Raw genomic sequence first — 21,552 nt, 5'->3', positions numbered from 1 at the left:
CGGGGTGCCCCTTCTTAGCGTGAGGGCTCGGCCCCCGTCCAAGGGTTTTAGCCTCCGCCCGTCCGGGGCGTCCGCATGATCCCCGCCTTCGCAAAGCCCCCGCCCTGGTATTTCACCGCCGGATCCTCGCCATCGCCCGGCGGGGCCCCGTCCTCCTTCTCCGCGCGCCACCTGTCCGCGCTGTCCTGTGGCCGCCAGCCCAGGAACCCGGTCTTCGAATTGTCCCACCACCCGGCGGAATTGTCCGACGCGCCATAAACGACGGGGCAGCCCAGCGCCGGCACCATGAAGGCCCGCCGGATCAGCGAGAAGAAATCGCGATAGCTCATCCAGGTCGACAGCATCCGCCGGTCCTTCGGTTCAGGAAACACCGATCCGATCCTGATCCGCAAGCTCTCGATCCCGAACTTGTGCCAGTAGATCAGCGCGATCTGCTCCCCCCACACCTTCGAGGCGCCGTAAAGGCTGTCGGCGATCGGCACGCTGTCGGCATCAAGCCGTTCCGTCACCGGATGAAACCCGATCGCATGGTTCGACGAGGCGAAGATGATCCGCGGCCGCCGCCCATGCATCCGCGCGGCCTCGTACAGGTTGTACACCCCCCGCACATTGGCATGCAGGATCGGGTCGATCGCATCCTCGACGCTCACCCCGCCCAGGTGCACCACCCCGTCCACGCCCTCCATCAGTGCCTCCACCGCCGCCGCATCCCCGATATCGGCGGTCACGATCTCCTCGTTCGCTCCGGCCTCACCCAGATCCACCACGTCGCTCAGCCGCAGCGTCTCCGCCAGGGGCGCCAGCGCGCCGCGCGCCTCGCGCCCGATCCCGCCGCCCGCGCCGGTAATCAACAGCCGTTTCATCCGTCCTCCCCCGCCCAGACCGGGATCTGCAGGTGATGCAGCGCCGCGGGGTCCTCCCCCCGGATCCGCGCCAGCAAAAGCTGCGCCAGCCGCCGCCCCGCCTCCTCGATATCCTCGTAGATCGCGGTCAGCCGCGGGCGAAACAGGTTCCCCACCTCCGAGGTCTGCTTCGCCACCAGGTCCACGTCCCGCCCGATCACCTGCCCGCAATCGGTCAGCCCCGCCTGCACGGCCATCGCCGCGATCTCGCCGGGGCAGATCCAGCCGTCCGGCGCCTCCGCCCCCTGCGCCATCTCCCGCACCCCGCAGGTGATCGCCCCGGGCGTGTCGTGGATGGTAAAGCCCTGCGCCACCAGCCCCGTCACCCCGTGCGCCGCCACCGCCGCGCGAAACCCCTCGCGCATATGGGCATTGAAGCTGTATTTCGGCGCCGGCGCCACCAGCGCCAGCCGCCGCCGCCCCGCGCCCACCAGCCGCTCCACCGCCATCCGCGCGAAGGCGGCGTTGTCGTAATCCAGCCAGGGATGCGCCGCCATCTCCGTCCGCCCGTGGGTCACGAAGGGAAACCCGGTGCGCATCAGGTAGGCCACCCGCGGGTCCTGCGGCTCGGTCCGCGCGAGGATCAGCCCATCGGCCAGCCGGTTCCGCACGATCCGCCGGATCGGGTCCATCGGCGGCTCGTCGATCGCGTATTGCATCAGAACCAGGTGAAACGTCGTGTCATGCAGAACCCCGCTGATCCCGCTGATCATCGACGACGAAAACCCCAGGATCTCGCTGTGCGGATCCAGCACCAGCGCGATCACGTTCGACCGGCCCGTGCGCAGGCGCTGCGCCGCCCGGTCGGGCACATAGCCGATCTCGCGCGCCACCTCCGCCACCTGCGCCCGGGTGCGTTCGGCGATCTTCTCGTCCCCCGCCAGCGCCCGCGACACGGTCGTCACGGCAAGCCCGGTGATCTCGGCAATAGTGCGCTGCGTGGGCTTCCTGGCAAGGCGGAGTGATTCGCGCGCATCGCTCATCTCAGCCGCCCGCCCTCATCCGCGCCGCGTGCGGGGCAGGGGCCGCCAAAGCGCTTTGCATACTGATTTCGTTAGCGCAAACATATGTTGACGGACGATTGATTTTTGATGTTCCCTGAAAGCCGTTCTTGACATATACAGTATTTATAACGTTATAAACAAGTAACCATACGGTTACAAACATACGCAACGTGGAGGATGCGATGACAAAACCCCTCAAGGGATTGAAGCTGACCGTGGCCGCTCTGGCCCTGTCCGCAGGTATGGCCCAGGCGGCCGATGTTGAGGTTCTGCACTGGTGGACGTCCGGCGGTGAAGCCGCGGCGCTCAACGTGCTCAAGCAGGATCTCGAAGGCCAGGGCATCGGCTGGCAGGATATGCCGGTCGCCGGCGGCGGCGGCGAACAGGCGATGACGGTGCTGCGTGCCCGCGTCACGGCCGGCAACGCGCCGACCGCGGTGCAGGGCCTCGGCTTCGACATCCTCGACTGGGCCGGTCAGGGCGCGCTCGCCGACCTGAACGAAACCGCCGCCAAGGAAGGCTGGGATGCGGTCGTTCCCGACGCGCTCAAGGCCTTCGCGAAGGTCGATGGCAAGTGGGTTTCGGCCCCCGTCAACGTCCACTCGACGAACTGGGTCTGGGCCAACAAGGCCGTGCTCGACGAACACGGCATCGCCGTGCCCACCACCTGGGAAGAGTTCAAGGCCGCCGCCCACACGCTCAAAGAAGCCGGGATCACCCCGATCGCCCATGGCGGCCAGGCCTGGCAGGATGCCACGATCTTCGACGCGGTCGTGATGTCCACCGGTGGCCCCGACTTCTACAAGTCGGCCTTCATCGATCTCGATCCCGAGGCGCTGGGTTCCGACACCATGAAGGAAGCCTTCGATCGCATGGCCTTCATCCGCGATCATGTGGATGAAAACTTCTCGGGCCGCGACTGGAACCTCGCCACCGCCATGGTCATCAACGGCGAAGCGGGCTTCCAGATGATGGGCGACTGGGCGAAGGGCGAATTCCTGAATGCCAACAAGGTGCCGGGCGAGGATTTCCTCTGCTTCCGCTTCCCGGGCACGCAGGATCAGGTCACCTTCAACGCCGACCAGTTCATGATGTTCGACCAGGGCGGTTCGGTTTCGGCCGAACAGTCTGCGCTTGCTTCGGCAATCCTCTCGCCGTCCTTCCAGTCGGCCTTCAACGTGGTGAAGGGCTCCGTGCCCGCGCGCACCGACGTGCCGAACGAAGCCTTCGACGATTGCGGCAAGAAGGGCATGGCCGATCTCGCCGCCGCGGCGTCGTCGGGCAACCTCTTCGGCTCGATGGCCCATGGCCACGCCGCGCCTGCTGCGGTCAAGAACGCCGTCTATGACGTCGTGACCGCGCATTTCAACGGCGAATACGACAGCGAAACCGCCGTTGATGAGCTGGTGACAGCCGTCGAGATCGCCCAGTAAGAGCGATCCGCGAAAGATCTGTCCGCGGGCGGCGTGCCCGCCCGCGGACAACCTAAAGCCAACAGGGACAGACCGAAGGGGGAGCGGCTCATGAGCCTGGCCAACGCACAAGTGCGGCCGGAGATCCGCGCCAAGGGCGACGTCGATTTCCGCACGAAACTCCAGAACTGGATACCGAAGCTCGTACTCTCGCCCTCCGTGGCGCTGATCTTCGTCTTCGTTTACGGCTTCATCCTCTTCACGATCTATCTCAGCTTCACCGATAGCCGGATCCTGCCTTCCTACGGCTGGGTCGGCTGGGAAAACTACGACAAGCTTTTCCGCCTCTCGCACTGGACGATCTCGGTCACCAACCTCGCGATCTTCGCCACGCTCTACATCGTGATCTGCACGCTGATCGGGCTTCTTCTGGCGATCTTCCTCGATCAGAAGATCCGCGGCGAAGGGCTCCTCAGGCCGATCTACCTCTACCCGATGGCGCTGTCGTTCATCGTCACCGGCACGGCGTGGAAATGGATGCTCGATCCGGGCATCGGCATCGAGAACACCATGCATCTCTGGGGCTGGGAAAGCTTCGCCTTCGACTGGATCAAGAACCGCGACATGGCGATCTACACCGTGGTAATCGCCGCGGTCTGGCAATCCTCGGGCTTCACCATGGCGATGTTCCTCGCGGGCCTGCGCGGCATCGACAACGAGATCCTGAAGGCCGCGCAGATGGACGGGGCCTCGAACTGGCAGCTTTACCGCCGGATCATCATCCCACAGCTGCGGCCCGCGTTCCTGTCGGCCTTCGTCATCCTCTCGCACCTCGCGATCAAAAGCTATGACCTCGTCATCGCGCTGACGGGCGGCGGCCCGGGCAGGGCCACCGAACTGCCGGCGACCTTCATGTATTCCTACACCTTCTCGCGCAACCAGATGGGGATCGGTGCTTCCTCGGCGGTCATCATGCTGATGACGATCGCGGCGATCATGATCCCCTATCTCTATGCAGAGCTGAAGGAGCGGAACTGATGGCCATCGCTTCCACAGACACCGCGATCCGCACCAACCGCTTCACGCGCACGCTGATCTATCTCTTCCTCCTGCTCTTCGCGCTGTTCTACCTTCTGCCGCTCTTCGTCATGGTGGCGAACTCGCTGAAGCCTTTGTCGGAAATCACCGGCGGCAACATGATGGCGCTTCCGAAGGTCTGGACGATCGAGCCCTGGCTCGCCGCCTGGTCCACCGCCCAGATCGGGGTCGAACCCACCGGGCTGAAGCCGTACTTCTGGAACTCGATCAAGATGGTCGTGCCCGCCGTGGCGATCTCCACGATCCTCGGCGCGCTCAACGGCTACGTCCTCACGAAATGGAGCTTCCGGGGCGACAAGATCCTTTACGGTCTGATGCTCTTTGCCTGCTTCATCCCCTTCCAGATGGTCCTGATCCCGATGGCCCGCGTCCTCGGCCTCACCGGCCTCGCGGGCTCCACCCCGGGCCTCGTCCTCGTCCACGTGGTCTACGGCATCGGCTTCTCGACCCTCTACTTCCGCAACTACTATGCGGCCTTCCCGACCGAACTCGTCCGCGCCGCCCAGATCGACGGCGCCGGCTTCTTCCGCATCTTCTGGCGCATCATGCTGCCGTCGTCCGGGCCCATCATCGTCGTCTGCGTCATCTGGCAGTTCACCAATATCTGGAACGATTTCCTCTTCGGCGCCTCCTTTGCCGATTTCGACAGCCAGCCGATGACCGTGGCGCTCAACAACCTCGTGTCCTCCTCCACCGGCGTGAAGGAATACAACGTCCACTTCGCCGGCGCGATCCTCGCCGCGCTCCCCACGCTTCTCGTCTACATCGTGGCGGGCCGCTACTTCGTCCGCGGCCTCATGGCCGGCTCAGTCAAGGGATAAGACCATGGGTTTTCTCGACATCAACAACGCAACCAAGTCCTACGGCGCGGTCGAGGTTCTCCACAAGGTCGACATCTCCGTCGAGGAAGGCGAATTCCTCGTCCTCGTCGGCCCGTCGGGCTGCGGCAAGTCCACGCTTCTCAACATGATCGCGGGGCTCGAAGACATCACCACCGGCGAAATCGCGATCAAGGGCGTGCCGATGAACGGCGTTCACCCCTCGAAGCGCAACATCGCCATGGTGTTCCAGTCCTACGCGCTCTACCCCAACATGACCGTGGGCCAGAACATCACCTTCGGGCTCGAGATGCACGGCGTCCCGAAACCCGAACGCGACAAGGCGATGAACGAGGTGGCCGAGATGCTGCAGATCAAGCAGCTTCTCGATCGCAAGCCCGGCCAGCTTTCCGGCGGCCAGCGCCAGCGCGTCGCCATGGGCCGCGCGCTTGTCCGCAACCCCGATGTCTTCCTCTTCGACGAACCGCTGTCGAACCTCGACGCCAAGCTCCGCGTCGACATGCGGACCGAGATCAAGAAACTGCACCAGAACCTCGGCACCACCATCGTCTACGTCACCCACGATCAGATCGAGGCGATGACGCTATCCACCCGCATCGCGGTGATGAACGGCGGCTATGTCCAGCAGCTCGGCTCGCCGAAGGAAATCTACGACACGCCCGCCAACATCTTCGTCGCCTCCTTCATGGGCTCGCCGTCGATGAACCTCTTGCCCGCGAAGGTCGTGGTCTCCGACACCGCCGTCCACGCCGAGATCGCGAAAGAGGGCGGGTCGATCCGCCTCGCCTTCGCCAACCCGGGCGCGGCGCTCCGCGCCTATGACGGGCAGAACATCATCCTCGGCATCCGGCCAGAGGCGATCACCGATCCCGACGGCGCCGATCGCCATTCCACCCATGTCGAAACCATTTCCGCGAAGATCGACGTCACCGAACCCGCGGGCTCCGATACCTTCGCCACCACGTCCCTCGGCGGCAAGGATTGCATCGCCCGCCTGCGCGCCGACGCCGATGTGAAGGCGGGCCAGACGGTCGACCTCGCGATCAACATGGAAAAGGCGATCCCCTTCGATCCCAAAACCGAAGACCGGATCGCCTGACCCCGGCCATGCCCGGGTGGGATTACATCATCGCGGGCGGCGGCTCGGCAGGCGCCGTCCTCGCCGCGCGGCTTTCCGAAGATCCGGGCACCCGCGTCCTCCTCCTCGAAGCGGGCGGGCGCGACAGGCACCCGCTCTTCCACATCCCCGCGGGCTTCGCGAAGATGACGAAGGGCATGGCCTCCTGGGGCTGGGAAACCGTGCCGCAGAAACATCTCGGCGGCCGCCGCCTCTGGTACACCCAGGCCCGCGTGATCGGCGGCGGTTCCTCGATCAACGCCCAGCTCTACGCCCGCGGCAATCCCCGCGACTATGACGGCTGGGGCATCCCGGGCTGGGGCTGGGCCGATGTCCTGCCCTATTTCAAGCGCTCCGAAGACAACGAACGGTTTGAGAACGCCTTTCACGCGAAAGGCGGCCCCCTGGGCGTCTCCGACCCGAAAGGCGCGCTCCCGATTGCCGAGGCCTACATCGCCGCCGCCGAAGCCACGGGCCTCCCCCGCAACCCCGATTTCAACGGCGCGGCGCAGGAGGGCGCGGGCTATTACCAGCTCACGCAAAGGAACGTCCGCCGTTCCTCCACCGCGCGGGCCTTCCTGCACCCCGCCCTCACGCGGCCCAATCTCACCCTCGTCACCCACGCCCAGGTGGGCACCCTCATGGTCGAAAACGGCCGCGTCACCGGGCTCACCTACCGCACGAAGGGCGGCGAAACCTCCGTTCACGCCGACCGCGAGGTGATCCTTTCGGCAGGCGCCATCGGCTCGCCGGCGCTCCTCCTCCGCTCCGGCATCGGCCCGGCCGACGATCTCGGCGCCCTGGGCATCGGCATCCGCCACGATCTTCCGGGCGTGGGCCGGAACCTGCAGGATCACGTCAATCTCTGCACGATCTGGGAATGCACCGGCCCGCACAGCTATGACGGCTGGGACAGGCCCGACCGCACGCTGCGCGCCGGTCTGCAATACATCCTCACGAAACGCGGCCCCGCCGCCTCCTCGCTCTTCGAAACGGGGGGCTTCTGGTACACCGGCGAATCCGATGGCTGGCCCGACATCCAGTTCCATCTCGGTCTCGGCTCCGGCATCGAAAAGGGCATCGCGAAGATCGACGGCGCGGGCGTCACGCTCAACTCCGCCTACCTCCGCCCCCGCTCGCGCGGCACCGTGCGCCTCGCCGCCGCCGATCCGAAGGCGGCGCCGCTGATCGATCCGAATTACTGGGCGGAACCGGAAGATCTCGACGCCTCGCTCCGCGCGCTGGAAGTTGCGCGCGAGATCATGGGGGCCGCGCCGCTGAAGCCCTGGCTCCGGCGCGAGGTTCTGCCCGGCCCCGACGCCACCGGCCGCGCGGCGCTCGTGGCCTACGCGCACCGCATGGCGAAAACCGATCACCACCCGGTCGGCACCTGCCGGATGGGCGAGGATGACATGGCCGTCGTCACCCCCGATCTGCGGCTGCGCGGCCTTTCGGGCCTCCGGATCGTGGATGCATCCGTGATCCCGAACGTGCCGTCGTCGAACACCAACGCGCCGACGATCATGGTCGCCGAAAGGGCCGCCGATCTGATCCGGGGCCGCGTCTGAACGGGCTCCCGCGCCGGGATAGTGTCGACTCGCTACTATCTCGCCGGTCCTGGATAGTAGCGACTCGACACTAACCGGTTGTTAATAGCGACTCGCTACTACTTTGCGGATGCCTGATCCGCTTCTCTCCACCGTCACCCGGATGGCCCGCCTGATCGGGTCTGCCGGGCGTTTCGGGGGCCTCACGGCCACCCAGCGCGCGGCGCTCGATTACCTCTCCCGCGCCAACCGGTTTTCCCGCACGCCATCGGCCGCCACCGCCTATCTGGGGGCCACGCGGGGCACCGTCTCGCAGACGCTGAAGGCGCTCGCCGCCAAGCGTCATCTCACCGCCAGCATCCCCGAGGGGGATCGCCGGTCGGTATCCTATGCCCTTACGGAGAAGGGGAAATTCGCGCTGGAGCAGGAAGGCGCGCTGGCCATCGCGCTTGCCGATTTCGGGCCTCAGGACAGGGCGATTGCAAGCTTCACGCTCCAGCATCTTCTTGACGGTGTGCTCCGGGCCACGGGCGCACCGGGCTTCGGCCAGTGCCACACCTGCCGCCATCATTTGCGCGGGGACGCGGGGCGTCATTGCGCCTTCCACGATGCCGGGCTGTCCGAGGCGGAATCGCACCTGATTTGCCACGATCACGCGCGTCCTTCCTGACCGGCGCCGCGCAAAATCTGTGTACGGGGTGTGTACGCGGTGTGTACGCCGGGTGTACACGCCGATTCCGGGCATTCTGCCCCGCCCGCCGCCGGCCCGGCGGGCCTGTCCGGTGCACCGCCTTGGCCCCGCCCAACCTTGAAAACAAGGCCCCCGCGCCCCGGCGCGCGCCTCTCACTCCGCCGTAAACCTTTCATGGTCTAATGGGTGAAACAGGGGCCGTTTCCGCCACCCGGCGCGAAAACGTACACAGCCCCACCGCCCGGCGCCGCGATTCTCCGCCTTTGTAACCTAATGGTTACTTAAGCGGTTCATAAATCCCCGAAACCCCCGTTTTTCCTTGGAATATCGCGCTTGATCCGGGCATTCTAAGCGTGCATAGTGTGTTAACTGTTCAGTTACTTGCGCGAAGGAAAACCGGGCGTGACCAGATCCAAACAGCGCACCGCCGCCGAAGCCGTGGCGCTCATCTCCGATGGCGCAACCGTCGCTGTGAACTCCTCCTCCGGCCTCTGCTGCCCCGACGCCATCCTCGCCGCGCTCGGACAGCGGTTCGACACCGAAGGCCACCCCCGCGATCTGACCATGATCCACCCCATCGCCGCCGGCGATTTCTTCGGCACCAAGGGCGTCGATCACATCGCAAAACCCGGTTGTATCAATAAGATAATAGGCGGCAGCTACCCCTCCGGCCCGTCCAAGGCAGAGCCTCCGCTGATCTGGCAGCGCATCACCGCGAACGAGGTCAAAGCCTATAACGTGCCCTCCGGCATCGTGTTCGACATGCTCCGCGAAGCCGCCGCCTTCCGGCCCGGCGTCCTCACCAAGGTGGGCATGGATACCTTCGTCGATCCCGATCAGGACGGCTGCGCGATGAACGATGCGGCGCGGGCTGAACCCATTGTCCGGAAAGAGAAATTCGACGGCGACGACTGGCTCTATTTCCCCGCCGTCGCCCCCGATATCGCGATCATCCGCGCCACCACGGGCGATCAGCGCGGCAACCTCTCCTTCGAATCCGAAGGCGCCTATCTCGGCGCGATGGAAATGGCCCTCGCCGCCCACAACCGCGGCGGCATCGTCATCGCCCAGGTCCGCCGCGTCGCGAAAAACGGTACCATCCGCCCCCATGACGTCCACGTCCCCGGCATCCTTGTCGACATCGTCGTCGAAGCCCCCGATATGCTGCAAACCACTGGAACGCCTTACGATCCCGCGATCTCGGGCGAGCTGATCCGCCCCCTCGACAGCTTCCACGCGATGGAATTCGGGCCGAACAAGATCATCGCCCGTCGCGTCGCGCAGGAGCTGAAGGAAGGCTGGGCCGTCAACATCGGTTTCGGCGTCTCCGCCAACGTCCCCCGCATCCTGCTCGAGGAAGGCCGCCACGGCGATGTCACCTGGGTGATCGAACAAGGCGCCGTGGGCGGCATCCCGCTGCTCGATTTCAAGTTCGGCTGCGCCGCCAATGCCGAGGCCTTTGTCACCTCGCCGCACCAGTTCGCCTACTTCCAGGCCGGCGGCTTCGACGCCTCGCTTCTGTCCTTCCTCGAAATCGACAGGGAAGGCTCCGTCAACGTCTCCCGCCTCGCCGCCACCCCCCACCGCACGGCGGGGGCCGGGGGCTTTGTCGACATCACGACACGGGCAAAAAAGATAGTGTTTTCAGGTAATTTCAACGCCGGCGCCAAAATGCGGGTGGAAGGCGGGCGGCTCGTCATCGACCGCGAGGGCAAGATCGCCAAGTTCGTCGAAAAGGTCGATCAGGTCAGCTTCTCGGGCCGCAAGGCCGCCGCCGAAGGGCGCGATATCTCCTATGTGACGGAACGCTGCGTGGTCAAACTGCTGCCCCAGGGGCTCACGGTGACGGAAATCGCCCCGGGCCTCGATCTGGAGCGTGATATCCTCGCCCAGGCCGCCACGCCGCTCAAGGTCGCCGACAGCCTGAAGGAAATGGACGCGGCCCTGTTCCGCCCCGAACCCATGGGCCTCACCCTATGAGCACCGCCGCCGACATAGATCTCACCCGCAATGGCGCGATCGCCCATCTGCGCCTCAACCGGCCCGCGAAACTCAACGCGCTCGACCGTGCCATGGTCGCCCGCCTCGCCGCCCGCTGTGCAGAGATCGAGGCGGATGACGACATCCGCGTGGTGATCCTGTCGGGCGAAGGCAAGGCCTTCTGCGCCGGCGGCGATATCGAGGCCTGGGCCTCCGAAACCCCCGACAGTTTCGGCCGCCACTGGCTTCGCGACGGCCACGCCGCCTTCGATGCGCTCGCCCGCCTGCGCCAGCCGGTGATCGCGGTGCTCGACGGTCACGCGCTGGGCGGCGGGCTTGAGCTTGCCGCCTGCGCCGATATCCGCGTGGCGGAGGAACAGATCAAGGCCGGGCAGCCCGAAACCGGGCTCGGCATCATCCCCGGCTGGTCCGGCACGCAGCGGGCGGTCCGCCGCTTCGGGGCACAGGTGGTGCGCCGCATGGTGCTTGCCGGAGAGGTGTTCACGGCGGACGAGGCTCTTGGCCTCGGGCTTGTCGACCGCGTCGTGCCCAAGGGGCAGGCGATGGCGGCGGCGGAGGAGCTCGCCGCAACACTCCTCACACGCAGTCCCCGCGCCACGGAACTCGCCAAGATGATGATCAACCACGCCGAAGGCGAGGAGCGCGAGCGTATCGCGGAATCGCTCGCCGGCGCGCTTGCCGCCCACTCGCCGGACCTTGCAGAGGGCCTTGCCGCCTTCCGTGAGCGCCGTACGCCGAACTTCCTGAAAGACAAGGATAAACCCTGATGATCCGCCACCTCGTCGCGCTGCGCTATGCCCCCGGCACGACCGGAGAAACCAAGACCGCGCTGATGCAGGATCTCGCCGGGCTCTCGGGCCATATCGACGGCATCCTCGACTTCCAGGTGCGCGCCAATGTCTCGGTCGAGGATCCGCTGGTGCGCGGCTTTCGCGATCTCTTCTGGTTCGATTTCCGCGATACGGGCGTGCGCGCACCTATCTCGCCGACCCCACGCACCAGGCGATCGGTGCCCGGATCGTGGCCACGCTCGAGGGCGGGCCCGATGGTGTCTTCGTCATGGATTTCGAGGTCTGACATGCCCCAGCCCCTTCATGTGGCCGAAAATATCCTGGGGGAGCCGCCCGCAGGGCGGCGGGGGCAACGCCCCCATATCTCGCCGGGAGACATGCCATGACCGGCCCTGTCGCCTTCGTCACCGGATCAAGCCGGGGGATCGGGCTTGCCGCCGCGGACGCGCTGGCGCGCGAGGGCTTCGCCGTTGCGGTGAACGGGCCCGCCGATGACGCCGAACTAAAAGGCGCAGTGGCCCGGATCGAAGCCGCGGGTGCCCGTGCGCTTCCGGTCGTGCTCGATGTCACCGATCTTGCCTCCCATGACGCGGCCCTGGGGCGGATCGAAGAGGCGCTCGGCCCCCTCACCACCCTCGTCAACAACGCCGGCGTGGGCGTCATGCAGCGCGGCGATCCGCTGGATGTCAGCGAGGCAAGCTGGGATCGTTGCCTTGCGGTCAACGCCAAGGCTGCCTTCTTCCTGACCCAGGCCTTCGCGAAGCGGCTTCTGGCCCGCGACCTCGACCCAGGCCTCTTCCATTCGATCGTCAACGTCACCTCCTCGAACGCCACCGCGGTGGCCGTGCCGCGTTCGGAATACTGTGCCTCGAAGGCCGCCGCCGCGATGGCCGGGCAAGCCTGGGCGGTGAGGCTGGGCCCCGAAAACATCGCCGTCTACGACGTGCGCCCGGGCCTCATCGCGACAGAGATGACGGCGCCTGTCATCGCGCAATACGAAGCCCGCGCGAAGGAGGGCCTGACGCTCATCCCCCGGGTCGGGCAGCCCGAAGAGATCGGCACGATCATCGCCTCGCTTGCCACAGGCCGGCTTCCCTATACCACCGGTCAGGTGATCGCGGCGGATGCCGGGATGCTTGTGCCGCGCTTCTGAAGGATACCTCTGATGAAGATCGCTCTTCCCGACGAAACCGGCCGCCTGACGGACTATCACCTGACCGGCACGCCTCTGCCGGTCACGCCGATGGGCGCCGAACCTGCGCGCGTCGTCTTTTCCGCCGCCCATGTGGTGGCCGATCCCTTCACCGCAGGCGATCCCTCGGGCCCCGCCGTCGTGGACTGGGACAAGACGATGGCGTTCCGCCGCTACCTCGACGGGCTGGGGCTTGGGATTGCCGAGGCGATGGATACCGCGCAGCGCGGGATGGGCCTCGACTGGCCCGGGGCGCTGGAATTGATCACGCGCACGAAGGCGGAGCTTCCCGACGCGCTTGTCTTCAACGGTTGCGGGACGGATCAGCTCGATCCGGCGGAGGCGCGCGGCCTCGACGACGTGCGGCGCGCCTATTTCGAACAGCTCGACGCGATCCAGAAGGTTGGTGGCCGGATCATCCTGATGGCCAGCCGGGCATTGGCGCGGGTTGCCACATCGCCCAACGATTACCTGTCTACCTACAGGGAGGTTCTGGCGGCGGCGGACGAACCCGTGGTGCTGCACTGGTTGGGCGAGATGTTCGACCCCGCGCTTGCCGGATACTGGGGAGCGGAAAGCTTTGATGAGGCGCTCGAAACCGCGCTTCAGGTGATCGGCGAGAGTGCCGCGAAGGTCGACGGCATCAAGATCTCGCTTCTCGACAAGGAGAAAGAGATCATCATGCGCCGCCGTCTGCCCGATGGCGTGAAGATGTATACGGGCGACGATTTCAACTATCCCGAATTGATCGAGGGCGATGCCGAGGGACATTCCCACGCGCTTCTGGGCATCTTCGATCCGCTGGCCCCGGCCGCGGCCCATGCGGTGACGCTTCTGGGGCAGGGGGATGCGGCGGGGTTCCGCAGGCTGCTTGATCCGACGGTGCCGCTGGCGCGGCTGATCTTTCGGGCGCCCACGCAGTATTACAAGACTGGCGTCGTGTTCCTGGCCTGGCTGAACGGGTTCCAGGATCACTTCATCATGCTGAACGGGCACCAGGCGATGCGGCCGCTGCCCTATTTCACCGAAGTGTTCCGGCTGGCGGATCAGAACGGGCTTCTGCGGGATCCCGATCTTGCGGTTGAACGGATGGGCCGGATGATGGCCGTCTACGGGGTGTGATGCGGGATTTTTCGCGCGATATCTCGCCGCTCGCGCTCAACACGGCGACGCTGGGGCACAACCTCGATGGTTATGGCGCGGGCTGGCCGGTGGAGCGGGTGATCGATGCCTGCGCCGAACGGGGCCTTGGCGGAATCGTCTTCTGGCGGCGCGAGATCGGGGCCCGGGCCGTCGAGATCGGCGAACGCGTGCGCGCGGCGGGGATGGAGGTCGTGGGGCTCTGCCGCACGCCCTATCTGGTGGGGCCGGGGGCGCCGGGAACGCTTGATGAGGCGCGGGCGTCGGTCGATATGGCCGCCGGGCTGGGGACGCGGGTGCTGACGATCGTGACCGGTGGGACGGAGCCCGGCACGAAGGGAGTGGAGGAGAGCCAGAAGATCCTGGCCGGGCGCGTGGCCAAGCTTGCGGCCTATGCGGCGGAGCGGGATGTGGCGCTGGCGCTTGAGCCGCTCAATCCGATGTTCGGGGGCAACCGCACCTGCCTGATGACCGTGCGCGACGCGCTTAGCGTTTGCGAGAGGGCGGGCGCGCCGAATGTGGGCGTGGCCGTCGATGTCTATCACGTGTGGTGGGACACGGGCCTTGCCGAAAGCCTGAGGGAGGCCGGAAACCGCATCCTCGGCTATCACCTCTGCGACTGGCGGGAGGACACGCGGGACATGCTTCTCGACCGGGGGATGATGGGCGACGGGGTGGCCGATCTGAAGGCGATCCGCCGCGCGGTGGAGGCCGCGGGCTATGCCGGGCCCTGCGAGGTTGAAATCTTCTCGTCGCGCGACTGGTGGCAGCGCGATCCGAACGAGGTTCTGGATGTGATGGTGGAGCGGTTCAGAACCGTCTGCTGAACGTCATTCCCCGCCGCAGCAGCCCCCGCCGCAGCTGCTTCCGCCGCACCCGCCGCCGCCGCCGTCGCGGCCGTTCGAGCCGAAGAGGATGCGGTAGACGATCAGCAGCCCCACGGCCGCGCCGATGATGAAGATCCCCTCGCTGTTGGGCCCGGTGAAGAGCGTCGCAAGGTCGTCTTTCAGGTTTCCGGTCATGCCGATCCGCCAGATTTACCGTTACGTCTACCCCGTCATACTGGCAGATTCGGGCAGAACCGTGGAGATTTTCTTCGGAAATCAGGTTGTTCTGCCGGTCCGGGTTCGGGAATGCGGATTTCCCGACCGCCTGTTGCAGGAGGATGCCGATAGGCGGGCAGCGCACTCGCGTTGGGTTCGATTACATCGGACGGCGGGTTTTCGGGGCTGATGGCGGGATTCCGAATGCGGTTTCTCGGCGAAAGCCTTTCGCGAGGGACGCATGTGCGGATCGGATGACCGAGCTGGGGCCGGCCTGCTGGATTGCCGGTCGGGCGGCTTGGCGCACCGGTGGCGGACGGCCCGCACAAGACAGGCCGAAACCGTCGGAAGCGATGGCGCCGCAAGGGCATTCCCGCAAGGATGGTGGCGGGCCTTGCCGCCGGTGCCGGCAAGCGGTTCAGAGCCGCCTATGGGCCCGTGTCCAGCCGGTACTTTCCGAACTCGGCCCCATCGTACTCGATTGCGCCGATGCGTTCCGCGCCCATGCGCCCAAGCGCGCCGAGATGCTTCCGGGACGGGGGAAGCAGAAAGGTTATGTACGGTATCCGCGGGTCGGCACGCGCGACGGCCAGGGCCTGCCGCGTGATCCTTGCGCCGAGGCCGAAGGCGTCGGGAATCAGCACGAGGCCGAAATCCCACTCGTCGCCTTCCTTCTGGAACCCGCCCCAGCCGATGTAGCGGCCACCTTCCAGGATCGCCCAGTGGCCAAGGCCGTCGCGGTGCCAGCATGCCTCCTTCGCCGCCACGAAGGCAGCGGCGTAATCCGTGGTCCAGGCGGAGGTCAGGAGTGGCATGTGCACGCCGGTGCGCGGGTCGTTCATGTGCGCCACGAGCGTTTCCAGGGGGATCGTGGGGAGGCGGACGAAGGCGATATCGGTTCGGGGCATGATCGTGGACGCGCGGTCGGGCGGGTTGGGGGTGCGGGGGTCGCCATACATCTAGACGGCCCCTGCGATATCGGGAAGTGCCGACCGGAGGCGGCGCGCCATGAGGCGATGGGCGAGCGCGCTGCCCCTGCGTTCGATGAACCGCTCCAGCCGGTTGGCGTAATCGGCCTCGACCGCCATCTGCACGGAGGCCCGGCGGGCGAGGTTGGCGCGCCACGCGGGCACGCGGGTGAGGCCGTCGAAAGCCCCGAAATCGCCGATCGCGTCGAAGGTGTCGAAGTACCGGAATGCCGGGGCGAGGACCGTGTCGACGAAGCCGAACCGGGTGCCGGCGAACCAGGGGCCGGCGCCGAGATGCGCCTCGAGCACGCGGAACCGCGCGTGGATCGTGGCGGCCCGGGTGTCGAGGGTCTGGGCGTCGCCTGCAGAATGGAATCCGGCGATGTCTCCGAGGCAGTTCGATCCAAAGCCGATCCAGGCACGGTGGCGGGCGCGTTCGGCATGGTCTTGCGGGTGAAGCGGGTTCGGCAGGGTTTCCTCGAGGTATTCGAGGATGGCCGCGGACTCGAGGAGCACATCGTCGCCGGCCTGCAGCACCGGCGTGCGGCCAAGCGGCGAGATCGCCAAAAACCAGCCCGGTTTATGGGAGAGGGCGACGGTGCGCCTGTCGAAGGCGACCCCCTTTTCCAGAAGCGCGATGGCGACGCGCCGGACGTAGGGGCACAGCGCGTGGCTGATAGGCGTGATCGGGACGGGCAAGGTTGATCTCCATTCAGGATCTGGGCCGGTCGCCCGCGGGGGGATATCGGTGACCGGCGGGCCGTTCACCCGGACCGGACCGCGACGGTTCCGGTCATGTGCGGATGAAAGGCGCAGACATAGGCGAAGGTGCCGCGATCCGCGAAGGCGATCCGCCCGGAGGCTCCCGCCTCCAGCGTATCGGTTTCCCAGTCGCCCTCACGGGCCGTCGCGGTGTGCGGCACGAGATCGTCGTTGACCCAGATGACTTCGTCACCGGGCCGGATCTCGACGGTTGCAGGGACGAAGGCGAAGCGCGACATGCGCACGATCACGACATGCGGATCGTCATGGGCGCGGGCCGCGCGCGGCAGGGGGGGCAGGGCCAGGCTTGCGCCCAGGCCCTGACCGAAGCGACGCCGGGAGAGTTGTGGCGTCAGCCGGCGCATTCGAGGCCGCCGACCATGCGCTCGGCATGCGCTTCGTGGGCGCGGAAGGTGACCAGCGCGTCCTCGAGCAACGCCTTGAGCGGTGCGACCGTGACCGCCGGGATGAACGTCTCCGCCACCGTCTGGTTGACGATCTGGTGATAGCCCAGTTCGTTCGCCGCGTAGGCGCAGTCGAAGGCGTTTCCGGTCAGCGCCATCAGTTCGGCCCGTTTCGCCGCCGCGCCGTCGACCAGCGCGCGGCTGAGGTCGTTGTCCTCGGGCGTCACGTTCAGTTCGGCGATCAGCCGGCCTGCGGCGTCGTTCACGGCGGAATGATCGCGGATCATGGTTTGCGCAAAGTCGCGCACCGCGTCGTTTTCGGAAATCGCCAGCGCCAGATGCGCATAGCGGATGTCGAGGCCGCCGGCGGTATAGGCGGTGTGGGCGATCTGGAGGTCGTTCATCGGCTGACCGGCATCGGCGGCCATGCCGAGCGCGGCCATCGCAGCGGCAAGGGCAAGGGTGGGGGTCTTCATCGGATTTCTCCTGTCTTGGGTTTCAATGGCAATTCGATTGCCACAAGCTCGCCGGTCCATGAATGCCGGGAAGTCCGGTATTCCTGTCAGATCGTCCGGATGGCTGGACGGACGCACTGTGTTTCGCGTAATCCTCGACCCATGCTGGACCTTCTGAGCGACATCCTCACGCGCCTGTCCCTTGAAGGGACGCTTTACTTCCGCACGAGCTTTACCGAGCCCTGGGGTGTGCGCGTGCCGCCGTTCCGGAATGTGACGCGCTTCCATTACGTGCATCGCGGCGAGGCGCAGATCCGGGTTGACGGGGCCGAGCAGGCGATCGCGCTGAAGCAGGGCGATCTTGTGATCGTGCCGCACGGGCGCGCGCATGTGCTGCTCTGCCGGCACACGGGCCCCGACGAGGCCCTGCCGCTTGACGACATCCTCGCGCGGTCCGGCTTTCCCGGGCATGGCACGCTGGTGTGGGGCGGCGAGGATGCGCCGCAGGACACGCAACTGATCTGCGGTCATTTCGCGCTGGCCGAGGGCTCGCGGCACATCCTGCTGGACCGGCTGCCGCCCCTGATCCACCTCAGGGGCTATGGCGACGACCTGGGCCCCTGGCTCGAGGCGACGCTGCGCGTGATCGGCGCCGAGGCCGGTGGCGCGCGGCTGGGCGGCGACCTGATCGCGCTGAAGATGTCGGAGGCGATCTTCGCGCAGGCGATCCGCGCCCATATCGAGCAATCTGCTGCGGCGGGCGGAAACCTGGCCGGCTTCGCAGACCCGAACATCGCCCGGGCGCTGACCGTTTTCCACCGGGCGCCCGCATCGGACTGGACCGTCGAGAGGCTGGCCCGCGAGGCTGGGCTGTCGCGGACGAGCTTTGCCGAGCGGTTCACGGCCCGGATCGGACTCACGCCGATGGCCTACGTGACCTCGTGGCGGATGCAGATCGCGCGGGAGGCGCTGGCGATGCGCGGCCTGTCGGTCGCCGAAACCGCCGAGATATCGGGTTACGCCTCTGAATCGGCCTTCAGCCGGGTCTTCAAGAAGGAAATCGGAGTGTCGCCCGCGGCGTTCCGGGCAGCGCACGCCCAAGGTAAGGTGGCTTGAATATTCGTCCGCTACTTCGGGCGATCAGACATGTTTTCCGGATGATCTGGAGTTCATCGTACCAAAGTGTGGGGTTATCTCGGCTCATGCGCTGACGCGCAGATCCTGAAACCCTGACAATGGATACCTCTCATGCGCTTTGTCACCAAGACCATTCACGCCTGGCTCGACTACCCCGTCGCGCTGGCGCTTCTCGTCCTGCCGTTTCTTCTTGGCCTGGGCTCCTCCCATCCGCTTGCCCTGGCGATATCGCCCGTCGTCGGCGTCGCCGCCGTCGTGCTGACGGTCTTCACCGATCACCAGATGGGCCTCTTCCGGGTGCTTCCCTACCGGCTGCACCTGGCGGTCGACCTCGCGGTCGGCCTTCTGTTCCTCATCCTGCCCGTCGCGCTTGGCTTCACCGGGCTCGATGCTGCCTTCTACCTCGTCAACGGAGCCGCTGTCGTGGCGGTGATCGGCCTCTCCAAACCCGACGGCGAAATCGCTTCGGCCTGATCCCCCCCAAAAAAAAACGAAAGGATACACCCATGTCACGCCTGACCCAGGTCGCGGATCGCGACGCGACACCCGAAACCGCCACGCTCTTTGCGGCCATCCGCAATAAGATCGGCATGGTGCCCAACCTCTAGCGGGTTGCGGGCAACCAGCCGGCCACCCTTGCCGGGCTTCTCGGACTTAACGAAACGCTTGCCACGGGCAGCTTCGATGCCCGCACCCGGGAGGCGATCGCGCTGGCCGTCGCGGGGATGAACGGCTGCGACTACTGCGCCTCGGCCCATGCCGCAATTTCTTCCGGGCTGAAGGTCTTGCCGGAGACGATCGACGATCACCTGGCAGGCCGATCGGACGATCCGCGTGCCCATGCGATTCTGGCGCTTGCGCGCGCCATCGTCGAGCGACGCGGCATGATCGGCGACGGCGCCCTTGCAGACGCGCGCGCCGCCGGACTGTCCGAGGCAGACATCGTGGAAACCGTCGCGAACGTGGTGGCGAACATCTTCACGAACTACCTCAACAACGTTGCGGAAACGGACATCGACTTTCCCGCGCGCCGCGCCCGCGCGGCGTAACCCCCATGGCCCGGCGGCCTCTGCCGCCGGGCCCCTTCGCGGGGCTGGTTGCGTTCTGGACGGCGCCCCCTTTTGCCACACCAATGCTTTGATCCTGCGGGCCGTCCTGTCCGGGACGCGGATCGGCCGTGTAGCGGCGCGGGATGTGCCAGGGGCAGTTCCAGTCAAGTGCCTCGACATGGATGATGACGACCCGTTCCGCGCTGGGCCCGGTGCGCCCGACGTCGATCGCATCGCTTTCGTACGCGACCGCCCGCCCCCGGATCTTCAGGCGTCGTGCGTTGGGATAATCCATCAGGATCAGCGACACGCGGTTGTTGACGTCCAGGTTGCCGGCCGGGATGTATTGTCGATGCCGCGCAAGTCGGCATAGGCGATGGCCCGGTCGTCGATCACCCGAAAAGACCCGCGCAGATCCGAGAACGTACTGCGCCCGTGCGCCGCTTGATGACCCCTTGGGGCGCGACATCGCCCGTCGGCCCGGCCGCCGATCTGCCGGCAGCGAACCCTCTGTGGACCCGGCGCCCGGCTCGCCGGGTCGAGTTTACCTGGTGGTAATCATGATGTGGGATCCAAGAGCGAGGCAATCCGACAACTTACCTGGAGTTCGCTGATGGTGCATGCGTTTCTGAGAACGGTGGCGACGACGCCGCCCCCGCATGCCTCCATCTCAGACAAGCTGGCAGCCACAGTCGGAAACACGGGCAACATGCTGTTCGAGACGGCATTGGCGAAACAGCTTCGACCCGAAGTGCAGGAGATCCGGCGCCTCGAAGACATTCCCCAGGACCTGGACCACCTGGTACTGTCCATGTCGAACTTCATCAGCGACGCCACGGATCTTGGCCCATTCGTCGATATCCTCGAAGCGCGGCGGGTCGCGAACATCACCATGGTCGGATGCGGAGCACAGGCCTACGATTTTGGCGAGCGCCCGAATCTCAGCGAAGGCACCAAACGCTTCATCTCGATCCTGCGGGAGCGGTCGGCGTCGATCGGAGTGCGCGGGATCTATACGGCCTCCGTTCTGGAGGACATGGGCATTCACAACCTGGACATCGTGGGATGCCCCTCGATCTATTGGCCCGGGCCGAAGGGGTGGCCGCCGTTCAAGGGTGACCAAAGCGCATCCGGAAGGTTCGGCATACATTGCACCCCTGCCGGCAAATACCGTGATGCGGTCAGATCCCTGATTCAATACGGAATGAAACACTCGGCAACGTATATCTGCCAGACGGAAATCAGATACCTCGAAGAAGGCCCGCAAGACACTCCGGATTTCCTGTATTATATGGGGGATTCATTCCTTGCGCAAAAAGCCGCGGAATACTTCCGTCACCATGGCAGGATATTCTTCAATCTCCCGGAATGGATTGAGCATAACAGGGGCCTCGACTTCGTTCTTGGGGCGCGCTTTCACGGAAATGTCGTTGCGATGCTTGCCGGGAGGCCCAGCCTGCTTCTTGTCTTCGATACCCGCACAAGAGAAATGGCAGATCATTTCTCGCTGCCCTACATGGATTTCGCGGATTTCGACCCGGACCTGCCCATGCAGCACTATGTCGATCGTTCGGATTTCGGCATGTTCCACGGAACCTATCCAAGCCGCCTGATCGAATATGCCGGTTTCCTCGAGAAGAACAACGTGCCGCACAATCTGTTCGATGATTACTGGGCAGTGCTTCCAAATGACGGCGAAAGGCAGCCGTATTCAAGAAACCTGAGACGAAAACTCGTGCATGATGCAGTTCTTTCGAAAGTAGATCCGGAGAAATTCAGAAAGGAGTCGGACACACGGCTCAAACCGCTGCGGTCCGCGGATGTGCGCGATGCGGTGGAGATTGGTATTGCCGTATGATGCGCGCCATCTTCGCCCTGAACCTGCAATCTTTCCGAAATCCGGCTTTGCGCCCCTGATTGCCTTACCGGCAGGCATCGGCCGATAGGCCATTCGGGCGAATTTCGCACGCCGTTTCAAGTAGTGCCATGCAGAATTTCGA

The 21,552-nt window shown here is 65.7% G+C and carries 22 protein-coding genes and 1 pseudogene; 16 read left to right on the top strand and 7 right to left on the bottom strand.

Going from position 1 to position 21,552, the window contains the following annotated elements; translation table 11 throughout:
• Positions 1-47: 47 nt before the first annotated feature.
• Positions 48-863 (bottom strand): NAD-dependent epimerase/dehydratase family protein, encoded by an 816-nt coding sequence (locus RXV90_RS11785; protein ID WP_316648891.1) that lies wholly within the window; start codon positions 861-863, stop codon positions 48-50.
• The gene (locus tag RXV90_RS11780) at positions 860-1,885 is read right to left on the bottom strand and encodes a LacI family transcriptional regulator (RefSeq protein WP_316648890.1); all 1,026 of its coding nucleotides are present in this window, start codon (positions 1,883-1,885) and stop codon (positions 860-862) included. Before RXV90_RS11780 ends, RXV90_RS11785 begins: the two co-directional genes overlap by 4 nt.
• Before the next feature lie 203 nt (positions 1,886-2,088).
• On the opposite strand from RXV90_RS11780, the gene RXV90_RS11775 reads away from it, so the two are divergent.
• From RXV90_RS11775 to RXV90_RS11720, 12 genes are all read left to right on the top strand, one after another.
• Positions 2,089-3,339 carry an ABC transporter substrate-binding protein gene (locus tag RXV90_RS11775; RefSeq protein ID WP_316648888.1) on the top strand — a complete coding sequence of 417 codons (1,251 nt, stop codon included), beginning with the start codon at positions 2,089-2,091 and terminating at the stop codon, positions 3,337-3,339.
• Between the two features lie 90 nt (positions 3,340-3,429).
• Positions 3,430-4,356, top strand: a complete 927-nt coding sequence (locus RXV90_RS11770; RefSeq protein ID WP_316648887.1) for a carbohydrate ABC transporter permease — start codon at positions 3,430-3,432, stop codon at positions 4,354-4,356.
• A complete protein-coding gene (locus RXV90_RS11765; RefSeq protein WP_316648885.1) occupies positions 4,356-5,237 on the top strand; it encodes a carbohydrate ABC transporter permease in 882 nt (293 codons plus the stop codon). Before RXV90_RS11770 ends, RXV90_RS11765 begins: the two co-directional genes overlap by 1 nt.
• Positions 5,238-5,241: 4 nt before the next feature.
• Positions 5,242-6,354, top strand: coding sequence for an ABC transporter ATP-binding protein (locus RXV90_RS11760; protein WP_316648884.1), 1,113 nt, complete (start codon positions 5,242-5,244; stop codon positions 6,352-6,354).
• 8 nt (positions 6,355-6,362) lie between these two features.
• Positions 6,363-7,940 carry a GMC family oxidoreductase gene (locus tag RXV90_RS11755; protein ID WP_316648882.1) on the top strand — a complete coding sequence of 526 codons (1,578 nt, stop codon included), beginning with the start codon at positions 6,363-6,365 and terminating at the stop codon, positions 7,938-7,940.
• A 109-nt stretch (positions 7,941-8,049) separates the two neighbouring features.
• Positions 8,050-8,589, top strand: coding sequence for a MarR family winged helix-turn-helix transcriptional regulator (locus RXV90_RS11750; protein WP_316648881.1), 540 nt, complete (start codon positions 8,050-8,052; stop codon positions 8,587-8,589).
• Positions 8,590-9,012: 423 nt separating this feature from the next.
• The gene (locus RXV90_RS11745; RefSeq protein WP_316648880.1) at positions 9,013-10,590 is read left to right on the top strand and encodes an acyl CoA:acetate/3-ketoacid CoA transferase; all 1,578 of its coding nucleotides are present in this window, start codon (positions 9,013-9,015) and stop codon (positions 10,588-10,590) included.
• Complete coding sequence (locus RXV90_RS11740) at positions 10,587-11,378, top strand: enoyl-CoA hydratase/isomerase family protein (protein WP_316648878.1); 792 nt, start codon at positions 10,587-10,589, stop codon at positions 11,376-11,378. The genes RXV90_RS11745 and RXV90_RS11740 overlap by 4 nt, the downstream gene beginning before the upstream one ends.
• Positions 11,378-11,788, top strand: a complete 411-nt coding sequence (locus RXV90_RS11735) for a Dabb family protein (protein WP_316648877.1) — start codon at positions 11,378-11,380, stop codon at positions 11,786-11,788. Before RXV90_RS11740 ends, RXV90_RS11735 begins: the two co-directional genes overlap by 1 nt.
• The gene (locus RXV90_RS11730; RefSeq protein WP_316648876.1) at positions 11,785-12,555 is read left to right on the top strand and encodes a 3-ketoacyl-ACP reductase; all 771 of its coding nucleotides are present in this window, start codon (positions 11,785-11,787) and stop codon (positions 12,553-12,555) included. Before RXV90_RS11735 ends, RXV90_RS11730 begins: the two co-directional genes overlap by 4 nt.
• Before the next feature lie 12 nt (positions 12,556-12,567).
• Complete coding sequence (locus tag RXV90_RS11725; RefSeq protein ID WP_316648875.1) at positions 12,568-13,716, top strand: dihydrodipicolinate synthase family protein; 1,149 nt, start codon at positions 12,568-12,570, stop codon at positions 13,714-13,716.
• Positions 13,716-14,561 carry a sugar phosphate isomerase/epimerase family protein gene (locus RXV90_RS11720; RefSeq protein ID WP_316648874.1) on the top strand — a complete coding sequence of 282 codons (846 nt, stop codon included), beginning with the start codon at positions 13,716-13,718 and terminating at the stop codon, positions 14,559-14,561. Before RXV90_RS11725 ends, RXV90_RS11720 begins: the two co-directional genes overlap by 1 nt.
• A gap of 3 nt (positions 14,562-14,564) precedes the next feature.
• On the opposite strand, the gene RXV90_RS11715 is transcribed toward RXV90_RS11720, so the two are convergent.
• From RXV90_RS11715 to RXV90_RS11690, 5 genes are all read right to left on the bottom strand, one after another.
• Complete coding sequence (locus tag RXV90_RS11715; protein WP_316648873.1) at positions 14,565-14,756, bottom strand: hypothetical protein; 192 nt, start codon at positions 14,754-14,756, stop codon at positions 14,565-14,567.
• A gap of 449 nt (positions 14,757-15,205) precedes the next feature.
• A complete protein-coding gene (locus RXV90_RS11705; protein ID WP_316648872.1) occupies positions 15,206-15,736 on the bottom strand; it encodes a GNAT family N-acetyltransferase in 531 nt (176 codons plus the stop codon).
• Positions 15,737-16,444 (bottom strand): glutathione S-transferase family protein, encoded by a 708-nt coding sequence (locus RXV90_RS11700; RefSeq protein WP_316648871.1) that lies wholly within the window; start codon positions 16,442-16,444, stop codon positions 15,737-15,739.
• A 65-nt stretch (positions 16,445-16,509) separates the two neighbouring features.
• Positions 16,510-16,872, bottom strand: coding sequence for a cupredoxin domain-containing protein (locus RXV90_RS11695; RefSeq protein WP_316648870.1), 363 nt, complete (start codon positions 16,870-16,872; stop codon positions 16,510-16,512).
• Entirely contained in the window at positions 16,860-17,387 is a 528-nt protein-coding gene (locus tag RXV90_RS11690) for a DUF4142 domain-containing protein (protein WP_316648869.1), read from the bottom strand. Before RXV90_RS11690 ends, RXV90_RS11695 begins: the two co-directional genes overlap by 13 nt.
• Positions 17,388-17,528: 141 nt before the next feature.
• Here RXV90_RS11690 and RXV90_RS11685 point away from each other — a divergent pair, with 141 nt between their 5' ends.
• From RXV90_RS11685 to RXV90_RS11670, 4 genes and pseudogenes are all read left to right on the top strand, one after another.
• On the top strand, positions 17,529-18,482 hold the full coding sequence (locus RXV90_RS11685; protein ID WP_316648868.1) for an AraC family transcriptional regulator: 954 nt from the start codon (positions 17,529-17,531) through the stop codon (positions 18,480-18,482).
• 132 nt (positions 18,483-18,614) lie between these two features.
• Positions 18,615-18,977, top strand: coding sequence for a hypothetical protein (locus RXV90_RS11680; protein ID WP_316648867.1), 363 nt, complete (start codon positions 18,615-18,617; stop codon positions 18,975-18,977).
• Between the two features lie 164 nt (positions 18,978-19,141).
• Positions 19,142-19,552, top strand: a pseudogene (locus tag RXV90_RS11675) (carboxymuconolactone decarboxylase family protein); the annotation flags it as partial.
• 613 nt (positions 19,553-20,165) lie between these two features.
• Positions 20,166-21,410: a polysaccharide pyruvyl transferase family protein gene (locus RXV90_RS11670; RefSeq protein WP_316648866.1), complete on the top strand. Its 1,245-nt coding sequence runs from the start codon at positions 20,166-20,168 to the stop codon at positions 21,408-21,410.
• The last annotated feature ends 142 nt before the right edge of the window (positions 21,411-21,552 follow it).

The organism is Ovoidimarina sediminis (assembly GCF_032586175.1).
GTDB classification, from domain to species: Bacteria; Pseudomonadota; Alphaproteobacteria; order Rhodobacterales; family Rhodobacteraceae; genus Ovoidimarina; species Ovoidimarina sediminis.
Note: the sequence above shows the minus strand (reverse complement) of the source record. Positions and strands in the feature narration are given on the sequence as shown.

Coding starts and splice junctions, on each gene's coding strand:
- RXV90_RS11785 (WP_316648891.1), bottom strand. CDS start 863: ATGAAACGGCTGTTGATTACCGGCGCGGGCGGCGGGATCGGGCGCGAG.
- RXV90_RS11780 (WP_316648890.1), bottom strand. CDS start 1,885: ATGAGCGATGCGCGCGAATCACTCCGCCTTGCCAGGAAGCCCACGCAG.
- RXV90_RS11775 (WP_316648888.1), top strand. CDS start 2,089: ATGACAAAACCCCTCAAGGGATTGAAGCTGACCGTGGCCGCTCTGGCC.
- RXV90_RS11770 (WP_316648887.1), top strand. CDS start 3,430: ATGAGCCTGGCCAACGCACAAGTGCGGCCGGAGATCCGCGCCAAGGGC.
- RXV90_RS11765 (WP_316648885.1), top strand. CDS start 4,356: ATGGCCATCGCTTCCACAGACACCGCGATCCGCACCAACCGCTTCACG.
- RXV90_RS11760 (WP_316648884.1), top strand. CDS start 5,242: ATGGGTTTTCTCGACATCAACAACGCAACCAAGTCCTACGGCGCGGTC.
- RXV90_RS11755 (WP_316648882.1), top strand. CDS start 6,363: ATGCCCGGGTGGGATTACATCATCGCGGGCGGCGGCTCGGCAGGCGCC.
- RXV90_RS11750 (WP_316648881.1), top strand. CDS start 8,050: ATGCCTGATCCGCTTCTCTCCACCGTCACCCGGATGGCCCGCCTGATC.
- RXV90_RS11740 (WP_316648878.1), top strand. CDS start 10,587: ATGAGCACCGCCGCCGACATAGATCTCACCCGCAATGGCGCGATCGCC.
- RXV90_RS11735 (WP_316648877.1), top strand. CDS start 11,378: ATGATCCGCCACCTCGTCGCGCTGCGCTATGCCCCCGGCACGACCGGA.
- RXV90_RS11730 (WP_316648876.1), top strand. CDS start 11,785: ATGACCGGCCCTGTCGCCTTCGTCACCGGATCAAGCCGGGGGATCGGG.
- RXV90_RS11725 (WP_316648875.1), top strand. CDS start 12,568: ATGAAGATCGCTCTTCCCGACGAAACCGGCCGCCTGACGGACTATCAC.
- RXV90_RS11720 (WP_316648874.1), top strand. CDS start 13,716: ATGCGGGATTTTTCGCGCGATATCTCGCCGCTCGCGCTCAACACGGCG.
- RXV90_RS11715 (WP_316648873.1), bottom strand. CDS start 14,756: ATGACCGGAAACCTGAAAGACGACCTTGCGACGCTCTTCACCGGGCCC.
- RXV90_RS11705 (WP_316648872.1), bottom strand. CDS start 15,736: ATGTATGGCGACCCCCGCACCCCCAACCCGCCCGACCGCGCGTCCACG.
- RXV90_RS11695 (WP_316648870.1), bottom strand. CDS start 16,872: ATGCGCCGGCTGACGCCACAACTCTCCCGGCGTCGCTTCGGTCAGGGC.
- RXV90_RS11690 (WP_316648869.1), bottom strand. CDS start 17,387: ATGAAGACCCCCACCCTTGCCCTTGCCGCTGCGATGGCCGCGCTCGGC.
- RXV90_RS11685 (WP_316648868.1), top strand. CDS start 17,529: ATGCTGGACCTTCTGAGCGACATCCTCACGCGCCTGTCCCTTGAAGGG.
- RXV90_RS11680 (WP_316648867.1), top strand. CDS start 18,615: ATGCGCTTTGTCACCAAGACCATTCACGCCTGGCTCGACTACCCCGTC.
- RXV90_RS11670 (WP_316648866.1), top strand. CDS start 20,166: ATGGTGCATGCGTTTCTGAGAACGGTGGCGACGACGCCGCCCCCGCAT.